General features: G+C 54.4%; 15 protein-coding genes. 10 read left to right on the forward strand and 5 right to left on the reverse strand.

Going from position 1 to position 15,094, the window contains the following annotated elements; all coding sequences use genetic code 11:
• Positions 1 to 58: 58 nt before the first annotated feature.
• Positions 59 to 1,060 (forward strand): dicarboxylate transporter/tellurite-resistance protein TehA, encoded by a 1,002-nt coding sequence (tehA, locus tag QRN24_RS04140; RefSeq protein WP_044867108.1) that lies wholly within the window; start codon positions 59 to 61, stop codon positions 1,058 to 1,060.
• On the forward strand, positions 1,060 to 1,653 hold the full coding sequence (gene tehB, locus QRN24_RS04145) for a tellurite resistance methyltransferase TehB (RefSeq protein WP_284942379.1): 594 nt from the start codon (positions 1,060 to 1,062) through the stop codon (positions 1,651 to 1,653). The genes tehA and tehB overlap by 1 nt, the downstream gene beginning before the upstream one ends.
• Here the strand turns inward: tehB and pepT are convergent.
• On the reverse strand, positions 1,650 to 2,879 hold the full coding sequence (gene pepT / locus QRN24_RS04150; RefSeq protein WP_284942380.1) for a peptidase T: 1,230 nt from the start codon (positions 2,877 to 2,879) through the stop codon (positions 1,650 to 1,652). The two genes, tehB and pepT, sit on opposite strands and share 4 nt — an antisense overlap.
• Positions 2,880 to 2,990: 111 nt before the next feature.
• Between pepT and QRN24_RS04155 the strand changes: the two genes are divergently transcribed.
• Both QRN24_RS04155 and QRN24_RS04160 read left to right on the forward strand, forming a co-directional pair.
• Positions 2,991 to 4,586 (forward strand): ABC transporter substrate-binding protein, encoded by a 1,596-nt coding sequence (locus QRN24_RS04155; RefSeq protein ID WP_284942381.1) that lies wholly within the window; start codon positions 2,991 to 2,993, stop codon positions 4,584 to 4,586.
• Between the two features lie 135 nt (positions 4,587 to 4,721).
• Positions 4,722 to 5,396, forward strand: a complete 675-nt coding sequence (locus QRN24_RS04160) for a DUF3313 domain-containing protein (RefSeq protein ID WP_020884175.1) — start codon at positions 4,722 to 4,724, stop codon at positions 5,394 to 5,396.
• A gap of 33 nt (positions 5,397 to 5,429) precedes the next feature.
• Here QRN24_RS04160 and QRN24_RS04165 read toward each other — a convergent pair whose 3' ends face one another.
• Positions 5,430 to 6,326, reverse strand: a complete 897-nt coding sequence (locus QRN24_RS04165; RefSeq protein WP_284942382.1) for a DMT family transporter — start codon at positions 6,324 to 6,326, stop codon at positions 5,430 to 5,432.
• Positions 6,327 to 6,499: 173 nt separating this feature from the next.
• Here QRN24_RS04165 and QRN24_RS04170 point away from each other — a divergent pair, with 173 nt between their 5' ends.
• Positions 6,500 to 7,372, forward strand: a complete 873-nt coding sequence (locus tag QRN24_RS04170; protein ID WP_032681026.1) for a helix-turn-helix domain-containing protein — start codon at positions 6,500 to 6,502, stop codon at positions 7,370 to 7,372.
• Here QRN24_RS04170 and QRN24_RS04175 read toward each other — a convergent pair.
• On the reverse strand, positions 7,352 to 8,518 hold the full coding sequence (locus QRN24_RS04175) for a benzoate/H(+) symporter BenE family transporter (RefSeq protein ID WP_078774035.1): 1,167 nt from the start codon (positions 8,516 to 8,518) through the stop codon (positions 7,352 to 7,354). The two genes, QRN24_RS04170 and QRN24_RS04175, sit on opposite strands and share 21 nt — an antisense overlap.
• Positions 8,519 to 8,610: 92 nt before the next feature.
• On the opposite strand from QRN24_RS04175, the gene QRN24_RS04180 reads away from it, so the two are divergent.
• Entirely contained in the window at positions 8,611 to 9,138 is a 528-nt protein-coding gene (locus tag QRN24_RS04180; RefSeq protein WP_185791222.1) for a helix-turn-helix domain-containing protein, read from the forward strand.
• An 80-nt stretch (positions 9,139 to 9,218) separates the two neighbouring features.
• Positions 9,219 to 11,183, forward strand: a complete 1,965-nt coding sequence (locus QRN24_RS04185) for a peptidase U32 family protein (protein WP_284942383.1) — start codon at positions 9,219 to 9,221, stop codon at positions 11,181 to 11,183.
• Here QRN24_RS04185 and QRN24_RS04190 read toward each other — a convergent pair whose 3' ends face one another.
• The gene (locus tag QRN24_RS04190; RefSeq protein ID WP_025204219.1) at positions 11,184 to 11,414 is read right to left on the reverse strand and encodes a DUF2554 family protein; all 231 of its coding nucleotides are present in this window, start codon (positions 11,412 to 11,414) and stop codon (positions 11,184 to 11,186) included. It lies immediately after the preceding gene.
• Between the two features lie 242 nt (positions 11,415 to 11,656).
• On the opposite strand from QRN24_RS04190, the gene QRN24_RS04195 reads away from it, so the two are divergent.
• Complete coding sequence (locus tag QRN24_RS04195) at positions 11,657 to 12,019, forward strand: hypothetical protein (RefSeq protein WP_020884170.1); 363 nt, start codon at positions 11,657 to 11,659, stop codon at positions 12,017 to 12,019.
• A 158-nt stretch (positions 12,020 to 12,177) separates the two neighbouring features.
• Here the strand turns inward: QRN24_RS04195 and ftrA are convergent, their stop codons facing one another.
• The gene (gene ftrA / locus QRN24_RS04200) at positions 12,178 to 13,179 is read right to left on the reverse strand and encodes a transcriptional regulator FtrA (protein ID WP_134179030.1); all 1,002 of its coding nucleotides are present in this window, start codon (positions 13,177 to 13,179) and stop codon (positions 12,178 to 12,180) included.
• A gap of 73 nt (positions 13,180 to 13,252) precedes the next feature.
• Between ftrA and QRN24_RS04205 the strand changes: the two genes are divergently transcribed.
• Together QRN24_RS04205 and QRN24_RS04210 are read left to right on the forward strand one after the other, a co-directional pair.
• Positions 13,253 to 13,666 (forward strand): rhodanese-like domain-containing protein, encoded by a 414-nt coding sequence (locus QRN24_RS04205; RefSeq protein ID WP_284942384.1) that lies wholly within the window; start codon positions 13,253 to 13,255, stop codon positions 13,664 to 13,666.
• 156 nt (positions 13,667 to 13,822) lie between these two features.
• Positions 13,823 to 14,926, forward strand: a complete 1,104-nt coding sequence (locus tag QRN24_RS04210; RefSeq protein WP_047356507.1) for a cobalamin-independent methionine synthase II family protein — start codon at positions 13,823 to 13,825, stop codon at positions 14,924 to 14,926.
• The last annotated feature ends 168 nt before the right edge of the window (positions 14,927 to 15,094 follow it).

Raw genomic sequence — 15,094 nt, forward strand, 5'->3', positions numbered from 1 at the left:
ATCCGTCGCGGAAACCCCTTAAAATGGCATTTAAAATACATTTTAAAAATTCAAATTAATGAATAAAAATAACAACGCTCAACAAGTGCTTAACCTGCCCGCGGGTTACTTCGGTATGGTGCTTGGCATCATTGGGATGGGATTCGCCTGGCGATACGCCAGCACGCTCTGGCCCGTAACGCGCTGGCCGGGTGAGAGCCTGGTGGCCCTTGCGATTGTGATTTGGTTTTTGCTGACGGTGGCGTTTATCGCCCGGGCGATCCGTTTCCCGCGAAGTGTGCTGGCCGAGATGCGCCACCCGGTGATGAGCAGTTTTGTCAGCCTTTTTCCCGCCACAACGATGCTGGTCGCCATCGGTTTTGTGCCCTGGCTGCGTCCGGTGTCACTGGTGTTATTTAGCGTCGGGGTGGTGATACAGCTGGCTTATGCTGCCTGGCAAAGCGCCGGATTATGGCGCGGTAACCATCCGCAAGAGGCCACCACGCCGGGGTTATATCTGCCCACGGTGGCAAACAACTTTATCAGCGCCATGGCGTGCGGCGCGCTGGGGTTTAACGATGCCGGGCTGGTGTTTCTCGGGGCGGGCGTTTTTTCCTGGCTCAGCCTTGAGCCGGTGATTTTGCAACGACTTCGTAGCGCCGGGGAGTTACCTTCCGCGCTGCGAACCTCGCTGGGTATTCAGCTGGCCCCCGCGCTGGTGGCCTGCAGCGCCTGGTTTAGCGTCAATGGTGGTGAGGCAGATACATTTGCCAAAATGCTGTTCGGCTACGGCCTGTTGCAACTGCTGTTTATGTTACGGCTGATGCCATGGTATTTGTCCCAGCCGTTTAACGCCTCGTTCTGGAGCTTCTCGTTTGGCGTGTCGGCCCTGGCCACCACGGGGCTTCATCTTGGGCAGAGCAGTCCGTCGGGCTTTTTCCACGCCATTGCCGTCCCACTGTTTATCTTTACCAATGTCATCATCGGGATGCTGCTGGTAAGAACGTTTATCTTGCTGATACAGGGCAAACTTCTGGTGCGCACTGATAAAGCGCTGCTTATGCAATCTGAGGAAAAATAATGGCTGTTGATGAAAATTACTTCACAGAGAAATATGGCTTAACCCGTACGCACTCAGAAGTGCTGTACAGCGCGGGCATTGTGAAACCGGGTAAAACGCTGGATCTGGGCTGTGGTAACGGGCGTAACAGCCTCTATCTGGCAGCCAACGGTTACGACGTGACCGCGTGGGATAAAAATCCCCTGAGTATCGATAATATTGAGCGTATCAAAGCGGAAGAAGGCATCGTAAACCTGCAGACGGCAATCAAAGATCTGAACAACCTGAGCTTTGAGGGCGAATACGATTTTATTCTCTCTACCGTGGTGCTGATGTTCCTGGACGCGAAAACCATTCCGGGCCTGATCGGCAATATGCAGCGCTGCACCAGACCCGGCGGTTATAACCTGATTGTTGCCGCGATGGACACGGCGGATTACCCGTGCACCGTCGGCTTCCCGTTTGTGTTCAAAAGCGGTGAACTGAGCAACTACTACGAGGGCTGGGCGTTGCTCAAGTACAACGAAGAGGTGGGCGAACTGCACCGCACCGACGAGAACGGTAACCGCATCAAACTGCGTTTTGCCACGCTGCTGGCGCGCAAGCCCGCTTAACGGGCGGCCAGCAGGCAGAGCTGCAGGGCTGTGTTGTATGAGGCCTCGAACGACGACAGCGGCAAAAACTCAAACTTCGAGTGGAAGTTATGCGCGCCGGTGAAGAAGTTTGGCGTGAGCAGGCCTTTTGCCGAGAGCGCTGCGCCGTCAGTACCGCCGCGCATTGGCGTCGGTTTGGGCGTGATCCCAAGGGATTCCATGGCTTCAAACATCAGGTCGATAGCGCGACGATCCTCACCAATCGCATTGCTGATATTGCTGTAGGTATCTTCAATGCGATACTCCACCTTTGCCGTAGGATGCTGTCCGGCAATCAACGCCGCGACATCGGCAATCTGCTGCTTGCGGGTGGCAAACTGTGCTTTATCGAAATCACGGATATTCGCTTTTAAGACGGCCTCGTTTTGCCCCGCCTGAATGCCGTTAAACCAGATATAGCCTTCACGCCCCTCGGTGCATTCCGGGGTTTGCTGGCGGTCAAAATGGCTGATGAAGTCTGTCGCCATCAGCAGTGGGTTAACCAGCACGCCTTTGGCGGACATGGGGTGAGCCGTTACGCCGGTAAAGCGAATTTCTGCCGCCGCGGCGTTGAAGTTCTCGTAAACAATCTCACCCAGCTCACAGCAGTCGATGGTCCAGGCAAAATCAACGTCAAAACGGTTTAGATCCAGCGCCTTCGCGCCACACAGGCCGATCTCCTCATCCGGCACAAACGCGACCACAATGTCGCCATGCTGATGTTCTGGCGTCAGGTTTTCCAGCAGCGTCATGACCACGGTGACGGCGGCTTTATTATCTGCGCCTAATACGCTGGTCCCGTCGCTGAAAATAATCTCTTCACCCGGGTAAGCCAGAATTTCCGGATGCTCTTTTACGCGTAACCAGATTGATTTCTCTTTATTCAAACAGAGGTCTTCACCCGTAAATTTTAATATTTGTGGATGAATATCCGGTGATAAACCGACATCGACGGTATCAATATGGGTAATAAAACCGATGCGTGGCGCCCCGGCTACATTACCTTTTTTAACCGCAGTAACCGTCGCATATTCATCAATCACAATATCGTCTAAACCCAGCTGCGCCAGCTCCTGGGCCAGCTCACGCGCCATGTCGTGCTGGCCCGGCGTAGAGGGAAGGGTGTTCACTCTGGGATCGCTCTGGCTGGTGATGGCGAGATAGCGGAAGAAGCGGTGCGTTAATTGTCTGGAGAGTGCCGAGCCCATAGTGATTCCTTCTGTATTTATTTTTCAGGTGTTTGCTACATCACTTTAATGATATTTATGAAATGGCAAAAGAATTAATTAGCCGTCGAATTAAAAAGACAGGAATAAATGATGAAAAGCAAACTCACAATGTTAACGCTGGCACTTGCTGCGCTCACGGTCAGTTCCACCGTCGCGGCAAAAACGCTGGTGTATTGCTCTGAAGGATCGCCGGAAAACTTTAATCCTCAGTTATACACGTCGGGAACCAGCGTGGATGCCAGTGCCGTGCCGGTCTATAACCGGCTGGTCGATTTCAGGGCGGGTACAACGGAACTGGTCCCGAGCCTGGCGGAACGCTGGGAGGTGAGCGAGGACGGCAAGGTTTATACCTTCCATCTGCGTAAAGGGGTGAAATTTCAGAGTAATAAATTGTTCAGGCCGACGCGCGACTTTAACGCCGACGACGTGATTTTCTCGTTTATGCGCCAGAAGGATGTAAACCATCCCTATCACAACGTCTCTAACGGCAGCTATTCCAACTTCGAGAGCCTTGAGTTCGGTAGCCTGATCACGGCCATTGATAAAGTCGATGAGCACACCGTGCGCTTTACGCTCGCCCATCCGGAAGCGCCGTTTGTCGCCGATCTGGCGTGGTATTTCGCCTCGATCCTGTCGGCGGAGTATGCCGACGCGATGCTGAAAGCCGGCACGCCGGAAAAGGTGGATATGGACCCGATTGGCACCGGGCCGTTTAAGCTGGCGCAGTACCAGAAAGATTCGCGCATCCTGTTCACTGCGTTTCCGGAGTACTGGCAGGGCAAATCGAAGCTGGATCGACTGGTGTTTAGCATCACGCCCGATGCCTCGGTGCGTTTTGCCAAAATCGAGAAGAACGAATGTCAGGTGATGCCGTTTCCAAACCCGGCGGACCTGCCGCGCATGAAGGCTAACAAAGACATTAATCTGATGAGTAAAGCCGGGCTGAATACCGGTTTTCTGGCCTTCAATACGCAAAAACCTCCGCTGGATAACGTGAAGGTTCGCCAGGCGCTGGCAATGGCCATCAATAAGCCGGCCATTATTGATGCGGTATTCCACGGCACCGGCACGGCGGCGAAAAACCTGCTGCCACCCGGCGTCTGGAGCGCCGACAGCGAACTGAAGGATTACGACTACGATCCGGAAAAAGCGAAAGCGTTGTTGAAGGAGGCTGGTTTTGCAAACGGCATCAGCATCGATTTATGGGCGATGCCGGTTCAGCGTCCCTACAATCCGAACGCAAAACGGATGGCGGAGATGATTCAGGCCGACTGGGCGAAGGTTGGCGTCCAGACCAAAATCGTCACCTATGAATGGGGCGAGTATCTTAAGCGGGTGAAGGGCGGTGAACACCAGGCCGCGCTGATGGGCTGGACCACCGCAACCGGCGACCCGGATAACTTCTTTGGTCCGTTATTTACCTGTACTTCGGCTAACGGTGGATCTAATTCCGCCAAATGGTGCTACAAACCATTTGATAAAATTATCGCTGAAGCGAAATCGATAACCGATCATGATAAACGCGTGGCGCTGTATAAAGAGGCCCAGCAGATGATGCATGACCAGATGCCGGCAGTAATGATTGCCCATTCGACGATTTTTGAACCGGTGCGCAAGGAAGTCACGGGCTATGAAATCGATCCGTTCGGCAAGCATTTGTTCTGGCAGGTTGATATTAATCAGTAGTTTTTCTCTGCCCGGCGTTCAGTCGGGCAATCTTTTCGCAATTTGTGCTGCTTACATCATTTTTTGTCACAACAAACCCGCCAGACTTTTGCTATAACTTCAAATGCATACTTGCAGATAACATGGAATACCATCATGCGTACTCACACTTTTTTTAAAGTTGCAGTGCTTTCTGGTCTGTTGGCGTTAGCGGGCTGTTCGTCTAAAGTCGCCGCCCCCGAACAATATTCAGGCTTTTTAAAAGATTATTCTGGATTGCAGCAAACAACGTCCGCAACGGGTAAACCGACGCTGCGTTGGGTCGACCCGTCGTATAACGAGGCAAATTACGACAGTATTTTATGGACGCCAATCACCTATTATCCAGCGCCAAAACCAACGACCCAAATTGGTCAAAAAACGCTTGATGAGCTTCTGGCTTATACCAACACCAAAATGAAAGCGGCAATCAGCCAGCGTAAACCTGTTGTTACGACGCCAGGTAAACACAGCCTGATCTTCCGCGGCGCGATTACCGGTGTGAGTTCGCAGAAAGAAGGTCTGCAGTTCTATGAAGTAGTGCCCGTCGCGTTAGTGGTTGCAGGTACGCAGATGGCAACGGGGCACCGCACCATGGATACCCATCTCTTCTTCGAAGGCGAGCTGATTGATTCGGCGACGAATAAGCCGGTCATGAAGGTCGTGCGTAAAGGCGAAGGTAAAGAGCTGGCGAACGAAAACACGCCAATGGGCTTCGCAACGTTAAAACAGGTTGTGGATGACATGGCGACGGATGCCACCATGTTTGATGTTAAGAAAACCGCGAAATAATCAAAACGGCCTGCAGCAATGCAGGCCTTTTTTTTATGCCATACGCAAACGTCTGAACCAGGTTTCCGGTTTCGTAAACATCACCATATTCCCGCCCAGAATCATCAGTAATCCAATGATGCCGTTGAGATGCCACACGTAACCTTCATAGACCGTGGAGATGGACAGCGCCACCAGCGGGAAGAGCAGCGTACTGTATGCCGCTTTGCCCGGGCCAATGCGTCCCACCAGCGTGAAGTAGGCGCCAAAAGCGATGACCGAACCAAAAATGGCGAGATAAAGCAGCGCACCAATGTAACTCACCGTCCATTCGGGGATAAAACTGTCACCCCGGAACAGGGCAATGCAGCCCATAATGACCGTACCGTAAAACATCGCCCAGGCGTTGGTGGTCATGGTCTCCAGCCCTTTTCGCTGGTGGCGCATGCTGATCATATTGCCCAGCGAGAACCCGTAGGTCCCCAGTGCTGAAAGGCCAATCCCCGTCAGCAGGGAGGCACTCCAGCCACTCGCCAGCAGGTCGTCCCAGAAGAGGGTGATGATCCCGATAAGTCCCAGGGCCGCCGCCGTCCAGAAGCGTGCGGGTGGGCGCTGACCGAAGAAAATAAAACTGTTGATAGCGTTATACAGTACGGCCATTGAGAAAATGACCGACTCCAGCCCGGTATTGATGTGCGCGGCGGCGGTATAAAAACACCAGAAGTTGAAGCAAAAAACGCAGCATCCCTGCAGCATGCAAAAGAGATGGTCCCGCAAGGCCAGCTTACGAAGCCGGCGCAGGGCAATTAAGACGATCATTATCGTGGCGCAGGCCACAGCAAAGCGCCAGAAAATTGACACCGGGGCTGCGACTGGTCCCTGTTGCAGGAAAATGGCAATCCAGGTTGTTCCCCATATCACCACCACCAGTCCATAGAGTAATGCGTTCATTGTTGCTCTCTTCTCACATACTGAAAAGTGCAGTCTGGCGCGAGTGGCATGACATTGCTTTCACCGATTTGCGGTGGACTTGCATATTCTTGCGCTTTTTTGTGGCTGCAGATCTGGCATCGTGGCGCAACACTTCATAGACTGAGAGTCTGATTACTCACCCGTTAATAGCTATGTCTCGCGCTTACGATACCTTTGAAACGCTACGCCAGCAGAACGCCGTGCTGCGGGAAACCGTTGCACTGAATTCCGGTATTCAACTGGCAGCCTGGTACAACAAGCACGACACGATAACCGTAAAAAGTAATCACCATACCCTCAGCCTGTACGTGGCGGACGGTTATGAGAGCTATCAAAAAACGCCGGGCGGCTGGAAAAACGGCGGCGGCCCGGACCGTTTCTGTCTGATGCCAAAAGAGAGTGAATCGACGTGGGATATTCGCGATGACCTGTCTTTTGTCCATCTCTACTGCACCGATGAGCATCTGCGTGATGTCGGGGAAAAAATCTGGGACAAGCGCCCGCTGTCCCTGACGCTGGATGAAAAGATCTTCGGCAGCGACCCGAAAATTACCGCGCTTTATCGTCAGTTTTTGCTCGGCTGCGACTGGCAGCAAAAAGCTAACCAGCTCACCCTGAGTACCGCGTCTACGCTGTTGATGACCCACCTGTTACAGCATTACTCCAGCGTGCAGTGGAAACTGCCGGTGGTGACCGGCGGGTTGTCGCCGTTTGTGCTGCGTAACGTGCTGGCGTTTATCGAAGAGAACCTTTCACAGCCGCTGACGCTGGCGGAACTGGCCGAACAGGCCGCGCTGAGCGAGTATCATTTCGCCAGGATGTTCCGTCAGTCCATGGGGCTGGCACCGCATCAGTACGTGATGCAGCGTCGGATGGAGAAAGCCAAAGCGCTGGTGCAGCACACAACCACACCGCTCACCGATATCGCGCTGGCCTGCGGGTTTAACTCCGCCAGCCATTTCAGTAACCGCTTTCGCAGCATGATGGGCATAACGCCCTCGCAGCTACGCGCGGCGAAGGTGTGAAAAGACCGTATAACATACGCCGCCCAGCACCAGCCCCCAGAACGCAGAGCCAATACCCAGGATCGTGACGCCGCTGGCGGTCATCAGAAAGGTGACTATTGCCGCGTCGCGCTCCGTTTCGTTGTTCAGTGCCTGATACAAGCTCCCGCTGATGGTGCCCAGCAGCGCCAGGCCGGCGAGCATCTGGATCCAGCTCAGGGGAAGGGAGGCCATCAGCCCGGAAATGGATCCGCCAAAAATGCCCGCCAGCAGATAAAACCCGCCTGCGGCCATGGCGGCAAGCCAGCGTTTGCTGGCATCCGGGTGCGCATCCGGGCTCTGGCAAATCGCAGCGGTGATCGCGGCGATACAGATGGAAAAGACGCCGAACGGGGATAACACCAGTGCCAGCCCTCCGGTGACGATCATCAGCGGTGATACGGCCAGCGGATAGCCGGAAGCCTGCATCGTGGCGAAGCCCGGCGCATTCTGGGACGCCATGGTGACCAGGAAGAAGGGCACGCCAATGCTTATCAGACTGGTTAACGTAAAGGTTGGCGCGATAAACGTGGGCATCACCACGGAAAGGGTTAACTCTTTTGTGACAACGTCACCTCCCGCCCAGGCCACCATACTGCCCACCAGCAACGTGGCGACAATGGCGTAGCGGGGTGCCAGCGCTTTGGCGAACAGCCATGCCGCCAGCATGCTGCCGCACAGTAAAAAATGCCCCTCAAGATTGCTGAACGCCTGCAGTCCAAACCTGAGCAGCACCCCGGCGAGCATAGCGGCGGCAAGGGAATGCGGGATAAGCTTCATCAGGCGAGCAAACAACCCGGTTACGCCGCACAGCAGAATGAGCGCATTGGCAAAGATGAAAATCCCGATGGTCTCGGCAAGCGTTACCCCGTGCAGGCTGGTGGCTAACAGCGCCGCGCCGGGTGTAGACCAGGCGGTAAGCACTGGGGCTTTATACCACCAGGAAAGCGCCAGCGTGCTGACCCCCATACCTATCCCCAGGGCCGTCATCCAGCCGGCGATCTGCTGCGCGTTTGCACCTGCGGCGGCAGCGGCTTGCCAGATAATGGCGGCGGAACTGGCATATCCCACCAGAACGGCGACAAAACCGGCGAGAACGGCAGGAAAGAGTGAGGATGAAGGGCGCATAAAAACTCCGTTGTGCGTTATAACGTCCGCCCTAAGGTAACACTGTGCGTTATAGCGCACAAGTGGTATGATCGGTCGCATCAGGAGGGAACATGGACATCACACAACATCTTGCTTACATACTGAAAACCGAGCGTCAGGCGCGTGGCTGGAGCCTCGCCAGACTGGCGGAAGAGACCGGCGTTTCAAAGGCCATGCTCGGGCAAATCGAGCGCAATGAATCCAGCCCGACGGTATCCACGTTGTGGAAAATCGCCACGGGGCTGAACATCCCTTTTTCTGCCTTCATCACGCCGGCAGCTGACAGGCAGGCGGTATTCGACCCGGAACAGCAGGCGATGGTGGTGAAACCGTTATTCCCGTGGGATGAGACGCTAAAGTTTGACCACTTTTCGATAACCCTCGCTGCCGGCGCCCTGAGCGAATCCACGCCCCACGAGGCGGGCGTGATTGAACACGTGGTGGTGATCAGCGGCGAACTGGAGATGAACATCGATGGCGAGTGGCAGACCATTACTGCCGATTCGGGGGTGCGTTTTGCCGGGGATAAACCGCACGCCTACCGCAACAGCAGCGACCGGCCGGTGCATTTTCACTCCCTGATCCATTATCCCCGCTGAAGCGACGCAAAACTGTTTCGCTGCCGCATACTTCTGACTACAATAGCCGCCATTTTGACCATAACGGATAACGACGAAGTATGCGCCTGCAATCCCATCATCTCGAACTTTTAAGCCCGGCCCGCGACGCCACCATCGCCCGTGAAGCGATCCTTCATGGTGCTGATGCCGTCTACATTGGTGGACCTGGCTTTGGTGCCCGCCATAACGCCAGCAACAGCCTGAGCGATATTGCTGAACTGGTGCCGTTCGCCCATCGCTTTGGGGCGAAAGTGTTCGTGACCCTGAACACCATTCTGCATGATGATGAGCTGGAGCCTGCGCAACGTTTAATTACCGATCTCTACCAGACCGGCGTCGATGCCCTGATTGTGCAGGATATGGGCGTGCTGGAGCTGGATATTCCCCCCATTGAACTGCACGCCAGTACCCAGTGCGATATCCGCACGGTAGAGAAGGCGAAGTTTCTTTCTGACGTGGGTTTTTCCCAGATCGTGCTGGCGCGTGAGCTGAACCTGAACCAGATCCGCGATATTCACCAGGCGACCGACGCAACCATTGAATTCTTTATCCACGGCGCGCTGTGCGTCGCCTATTCTGGTCAGTGCAATATTTCCCACGCCCAGACGGGGCGCAGCGCCAACCGCGGCGACTGCTCTCAGGCCTGTCGTCTGCCGTATACCCTGAAAGACGATCAGGGCCGCGTTGTGGCGTTCGAAAAACACCTGCTCTCGATGAAAGATAACGATCAGACCGCCAACCTGGGTGCGCTGATTGACGCCGGCGTGCGCTCCTTCAAGATTGAAGGGCGTTATAAAGACATGAGCTACGTGAAGAACATCACCGCTCACTATCGTCAGATGCTGGATGCCATCATTGAAGATCGCGGTGACCTGGCGCGTGCGTCGGCCGGTCGTACCGAGCATTTCTTTATTCCGTCAACGGACAAAACTTTCCACCGCGGCAGCACTGACTACTTTGTGAATGCCCGTAAAGGGGATATCGGCGCGTTTGATTCACCGAAGTTTATCGGTTTACCGGTGGGTGAAGTGCTGAAAGTGGCAAAAGATCACCTCGACGTGGAAGTGACCGAGCCGCTGGCCAACGGCGATGGCCTGAACGTGATGATCAAGCGTGAAGTGGTGGGCTTCCGTGCGAATACGGTGGAAAAAACCGGTGAAAATCGCTATCGCGTATGGCCAAACGAGATGCCTGCGGATCTCTACAAAGCGCGCCCTAACGCGGCACTGAACCGTAATCTTGACCACAACTGGCAGCAGGCGCTACTGAAAACCTCGAGCGAACGCCGTATCGCGGTGGACATTGAACTGGGCGGCTGGGAAGAGCAGCTGATCCTGACCATGACCTGTGAAGACGGTATCAGCGTAACGCACACGCTTGATGGTCTGTTCGAGGTGGCAAACAACGCGGAAAAAGTCCTTAACAACCTGAAGGATGGCGTGGCGAAGCTGGGGCAGACCCTTTACTACGCGCGTCATATCGACGTTAACCTGCCGGATGCCCTGTTTGTTCCGAACAGCCTGTTGAATCAGTTCCGCCGCGAGACGGCAGAAATGCTGGATGCCGCCCGCCTGGCTAACTATCCACGCGGCAGCCGCAAGGCCGAAACCGTTCCTGCGCCGGTTTACCCTGACACGCACTTGTCCTTCCTGGCGAACGTCTATAACCACAAAGCGCGTGAATTCTATCACCGTCACGGCGTACAGCTGATTGACGCAGCCTATGAAGCGCATGAAGAGAAGGGCGACGTGCCGGTGATGATCACCAAGCACTGTCTCCGCTTCGCCTTCAACCTCTGCCCGAAACAGGCGAAAGGGAATATTAAAAGCTGGAAGGCCACACCGATGCAGCTGGTGAATGGCGACGAAGTGCTGACCCTGAAATTTGACTGCCGTCCGTGCGAAATGCATGTGATTGGCAAGATGAAAAATCATATTTTCAAAATGCCGTCGCCGGGTAGCGTTGTGGCCTCCGTGAGCCCGGACGATTTAATGAAAACCCTGCCGAAGCGTAAGGGTAATTAATTACCGAAAGTGCGTGTCAGGTTTGCGCGATTTCTGCCACAGGTGGTGTTCGCGCAAACCTTCCGCTGACTCTTCTGCAACGCTGCGTAATTCATCGCTATCCGCTTCATGGCGGAGCTGATGTTCCACATTCTTTACCCACACATATTCATGGCCTTTATGTCCTGCCATCAGCTGACCTGAAAATAACCCACACACCAGCAATATCAGCGTTAACCCTTTTCTCATCATTATTTCACCGTTGAATGCCATCGCGGGACTATCATGCCAATAATTTCTTCGGGAAATTATTCAAAAATTCAAATTAGCGCAAAGAGAGTGTCAAATTCTGTGCGGCGACAGCTGTGATGAGACTTTTCCTAAAATTAGCATCAAGTTTGTTAACCGCCAATTCTGGTACGTAATTAGCCACTAGCTTTAAGGATAAATCCTATATAATGGTTAAACTCTGGCTAAGGAATGGGTCTTGTTAAATGAAAAAAATGATAGCGCTTGCGCTGCTGGTGGTTGCTGTTGGGGCGGGTGCAGGTATTTACTCTATTAGTAATGACGAACCAGAATATATTCAGTCCGCGAAAGCGCGTGTTGGGTCATATTTAACCAGCGATTACGGACGCGTGGCCTGTAATAGCACCAAAATTGATGACCAGCGCTGGCAATTAGGCTGCACCAATCAGGCAAGAGGTAAAACATTCGAGTTCGCGGTTTATCCGTCTGAAAAAGCACCGTATGGTGTGTCGCGTTCGTTTTATCTGGAAGCCATCAATGATGATGCAAAACAGAGCGCGGAGCAGGGTCTGATGCGTTATTTGCAAATCAATACCAAAGCGGGTTAATCAGGCTGTTTACCTTTCATTGAGACTATGGATGTTAGTTTGTAAGAGATCCGCTGCCCGGCCATGGAGTGTCGGGACGTAGAGACCAAAATACAAATCTATCCATGCAAGCATTTACCGCCATATTATGGCGGTTTTTTTTGTCTGCAATCCGGCCACTAGCGGGCAGGACGCGAATAGTGTTTGCGATACTGGGCCGGTGAAAGGGCGAACTGCTGCCGAAAATGGTGACGCAGGGTCGATGCCTGACCGAATCCGGTCTGCTCCGCGATGCTGTCGATACTTAAACGACTGCTTTCCAGATAATCTTTTGCCCTCAGCAGGCGCTCATTGAGCAGCCAGCGCGCGGGCGTGGTGCCGGTCGCATCCTGAAAGCGGCGCAGAAAGGTGCGTTGACTCATGCCGACCCGACGCGCCAGTGAATCAACGCTGTGCGATACGGCAAGATGGGTGTGCAGAAAATCAAACAGCTGACCGAGACGTTGACTTTCGCGCAGTTGCGCCACCGGGCGGCTTAGCTGCTGCGGCTGTGAGCCATCCCGGTGCGGGGGAATGACCAGACGACGCGCTACGGTGTTGGCGATTTCCATCCCATAATCCCGCCGGACTACGTGCAGGCATAAATCAATGCCTGCCGCGCTGCCCGCCGAGGTAAGGATGTCGCCGTCGTCCTGATAAAGTACATCTTCAACCACCTCGATGGCCGGGTACCGGGCCTTAAGCGCCTCAATATAGCGCCAGTGCGTTGTGGCTTTACGCCCAGCCAGCAGCCCGGCAGCGGCAAGAACAAACACGCCGGAACAGATCGACAAAAGCTGGCATCCCCGCGCATTGGCCTTACGTAATGCCGCGCAGAGCGCGGGCGGAACCGGTGAATCCAGTCCTCGCCAGCCAGGCACAACGATCAGGTCGGCCGTCTCAAGCAGGGTTAAATCGCCGTCGGTGATGAGGCGAATCCCGCCGGTCGCCCGAAGTTCACCGCTGTCTACGCCCGCCACGGCAAAACGATACCATTCGTCTCCCAGCTCCGGACGCGGCAGACCAAAGATTTCCACTGCCACGCCAAACTCAAAGGTACACAAACCGTCATACGCCAGCACAATGACCTGAGGGCGGGAAATCTGTCTTAAGTTTGTCATCTTTTTGCTGTTTTCTGGCATAAGCGAGCGCATTCACGGGCTGAATTTGTGGATAGAGTAGTGTTAACACAAACGCCAAAGATGAGGAAGGATCATGAGTTATGTTACTGAATTTCCGGCTGCTGAACCCCAGGAAGCCGTAACCCATTTTCTGCGCCGCCTGAGCGTCGAGACCGATTGCGCCGATGTGAATCATGCCATCACGAATCACGAACAGGATTTCGTCCTGCTGTACGTCGTCGGGAGCCAGCAGCAGTTCGCCCGCCGTCACGTTCCCGGTGCGCTACATATGCCGTGGCGTCAGATCACCGCCGAACGCATGGCCCAGTGGCCTGACGGCACGCTGTTTGTGGTCTATTGCGCCGGGCCTCACTGCAACGGTGCGGACAGAGCCGCGCTGAAGCTGGCGCGTCTGGGGCTGCCGGTGAAAATTATGCTTGGTGGGATCACCGGCTGGGAAGATGAAAAGTTTGAATTTGCGAGCCAGGAATCGCTCTCCGCACTGTGAAGATGAATTTTTTTCAACACCCGTGAAATTTTCTCGTTTGCCGGCTGGCGGCAGGTATGACATCTTTTTTGGACATTTAGACATCCAGAAGTCTAAAGATTCAAATAATGAATTATCACTGCAGGCAATTATTGTCGGCAGATAGAGGAGATTTCCATGCAACGACACCATGCCCCATACCGCGCCGATGTAGTTGGCAGCTTTTTACGTCCGGATGCCATCAAACAGGCTCGCCTGAAATTCGCCAGCGGCGAAATTGATGCCGGGCAGCTTCGTGCGGTTGAGGATGAGGCGATCCGCCATGTTGTCGAGCAGCAGTGCGCCTGTGGCTTGCATGTGGTGACCGACGGTGAATTTCGTCGTGCCTGGTGGCACTTTGATTTCTTCGACGGTCTGCAGGGTGTTGAGCGTTACGATTCTCAGCAGGGTATTCAGTTCAACGGTGTACAGACCAAAGCCCACGGCGTGCGCGTGACCGGCAAGCTGGGCTTTGGCGATCACCCGATGCTGGAGGATTTCCGCTACCTGAAAAGCATTAGCGGCAATGCTCAGCCGAAGATGACCATTCCCAGCCCGAGCGTGCTGCATTTCCGCGGTGGACGCAAAGACATTGATGCAACGGTCTACCCGGATCTGAAGGACTATTTTGACGATCTGGCGACCACCTGGCGGGACGCGATCCGGGCGTTTTACGACGCGGGCTGCCGTTATCTGCAGCTGGATGACACCGTCTGGGCCTATCTCTGTTCGGACGATCAACGTCGTCAGATCCGCGAGCGTGGTGACGATGCCGACGAGCTGGCGCGTATATATGCCCGCGTTCTGAATAAGGCACTCGAGGGCAAGCCTGACGATCTCACCATCGGGCTGCATGTCTGTCGCGGCAACTTCCGTTCAACCTGGATTTCCGAAGGGGGCTATGAGCCGGTGGCTGAAGTGCTGTTCGGGACGGTCAACGTGGATGCCTTTTTCCTTGAGTACGACAATGACCGGAGCGGTGATTTTGCGCCACTGCGTTTTGTTCGCCCGGGCAAGCAGCAGGTGGTGCTCGGCCTTATCACCACCAAAAACGGCGAGCTGGAGAACCCGGAAGGGGTGAAGGCGCGTCTGGAGGAGGCGGCGAAATACGTGGCTAAAGAGCAGATTTGCCTGAGCCCGCAGTGCGGATTTGCCTCTACCGAAGAGGGCAACAGCCTGAGCGAAACCCAGCAGTGGGACAAAGTCCGTCTGGTGACGCAGATCGCCAGCGAAGTCTGGTAAACCTTCCGCCACAGCGCTGCATTATAAAAGTGCAGCGCTGTACCATTCTGAGTCGTTCTTTTTACATCCTTCGTTACCTCTCCTGTCATAGCGCTTTATCCATCCTGGCATCCTTTTTGCTCTCTCTAAGCTGACGTTTTTATTTTCTGCGTCCACGCCGTAACGGAC

Source organism: Enterobacter sp. MEB024, from assembly GCF_030209635.1.
Classification (GTDB): Bacteria; Pseudomonadota; Gammaproteobacteria; order Enterobacterales; family Enterobacteriaceae; genus Enterobacter; species Enterobacter ludwigii.

Excerpts from the sequence above, each read along its gene's own strand:
- QRN24_RS04170 (WP_032681026.1), top strand. The coding sequence starts at position 6,500 with ATGTCTCGCGCTTACGATACCTTTGAAACGCTACGCCAGCAGAACGCC.
- QRN24_RS04185 (WP_284942383.1), top strand. The coding sequence starts at position 9,219 with ATGCGCCTGCAATCCCATCATCTCGAACTTTTAAGCCCGGCCCGCGAC.
- pepT (WP_284942380.1), bottom strand. The coding sequence starts at position 2,879 with ATGGGCTCGGCACTCTCCAGACAATTAACGCACCGCTTCTTCCGCTAT.
- tehA (WP_044867108.1), top strand. The coding sequence starts at position 59 with ATGAATAAAAATAACAACGCTCAACAAGTGCTTAACCTGCCCGCGGGT.
- QRN24_RS04205 (WP_284942384.1), top strand. The coding sequence starts at position 13,253 with ATGAGTTATGTTACTGAATTTCCGGCTGCTGAACCCCAGGAAGCCGTA.
- QRN24_RS04190 (WP_025204219.1), bottom strand. The coding sequence starts at position 11,414 with ATGATGAGAAAAGGGTTAACGCTGATATTGCTGGTGTGTGGGTTATTT.
- QRN24_RS04155 (WP_284942381.1), top strand. The coding sequence starts at position 2,991 with ATGAAAAGCAAACTCACAATGTTAACGCTGGCACTTGCTGCGCTCACG.
- QRN24_RS04180 (WP_185791222.1), top strand. The coding sequence starts at position 8,611 with ATGGACATCACACAACATCTTGCTTACATACTGAAAACCGAGCGTCAG.
- QRN24_RS04175 (WP_078774035.1), bottom strand. The coding sequence starts at position 8,518 with ATGCGCCCTTCATCCTCACTCTTTCCTGCCGTTCTCGCCGGTTTTGTC.
- ftrA (WP_134179030.1), bottom strand. The coding sequence starts at position 13,179 with ATGCCAGAAAACAGCAAAAAGATGACAAACTTAAGACAGATTTCCCGC.
- QRN24_RS04195 (WP_020884170.1), top strand. The coding sequence starts at position 11,657 with ATGAAAAAAATGATAGCGCTTGCGCTGCTGGTGGTTGCTGTTGGGGCG.
- QRN24_RS04210 (WP_047356507.1), top strand. The coding sequence starts at position 13,823 with ATGCAACGACACCATGCCCCATACCGCGCCGATGTAGTTGGCAGCTTT.
- QRN24_RS04165 (WP_284942382.1), bottom strand. The coding sequence starts at position 6,326 with ATGAACGCATTACTCTATGGACTGGTGGTGGTGATATGGGGAACAACC.
- QRN24_RS04160 (WP_020884175.1), top strand. The coding sequence starts at position 4,722 with ATGCGTACTCACACTTTTTTTAAAGTTGCAGTGCTTTCTGGTCTGTTG.
- tehB (WP_284942379.1), top strand. The coding sequence starts at position 1,060 with ATGGCTGTTGATGAAAATTACTTCACAGAGAAATATGGCTTAACCCGT.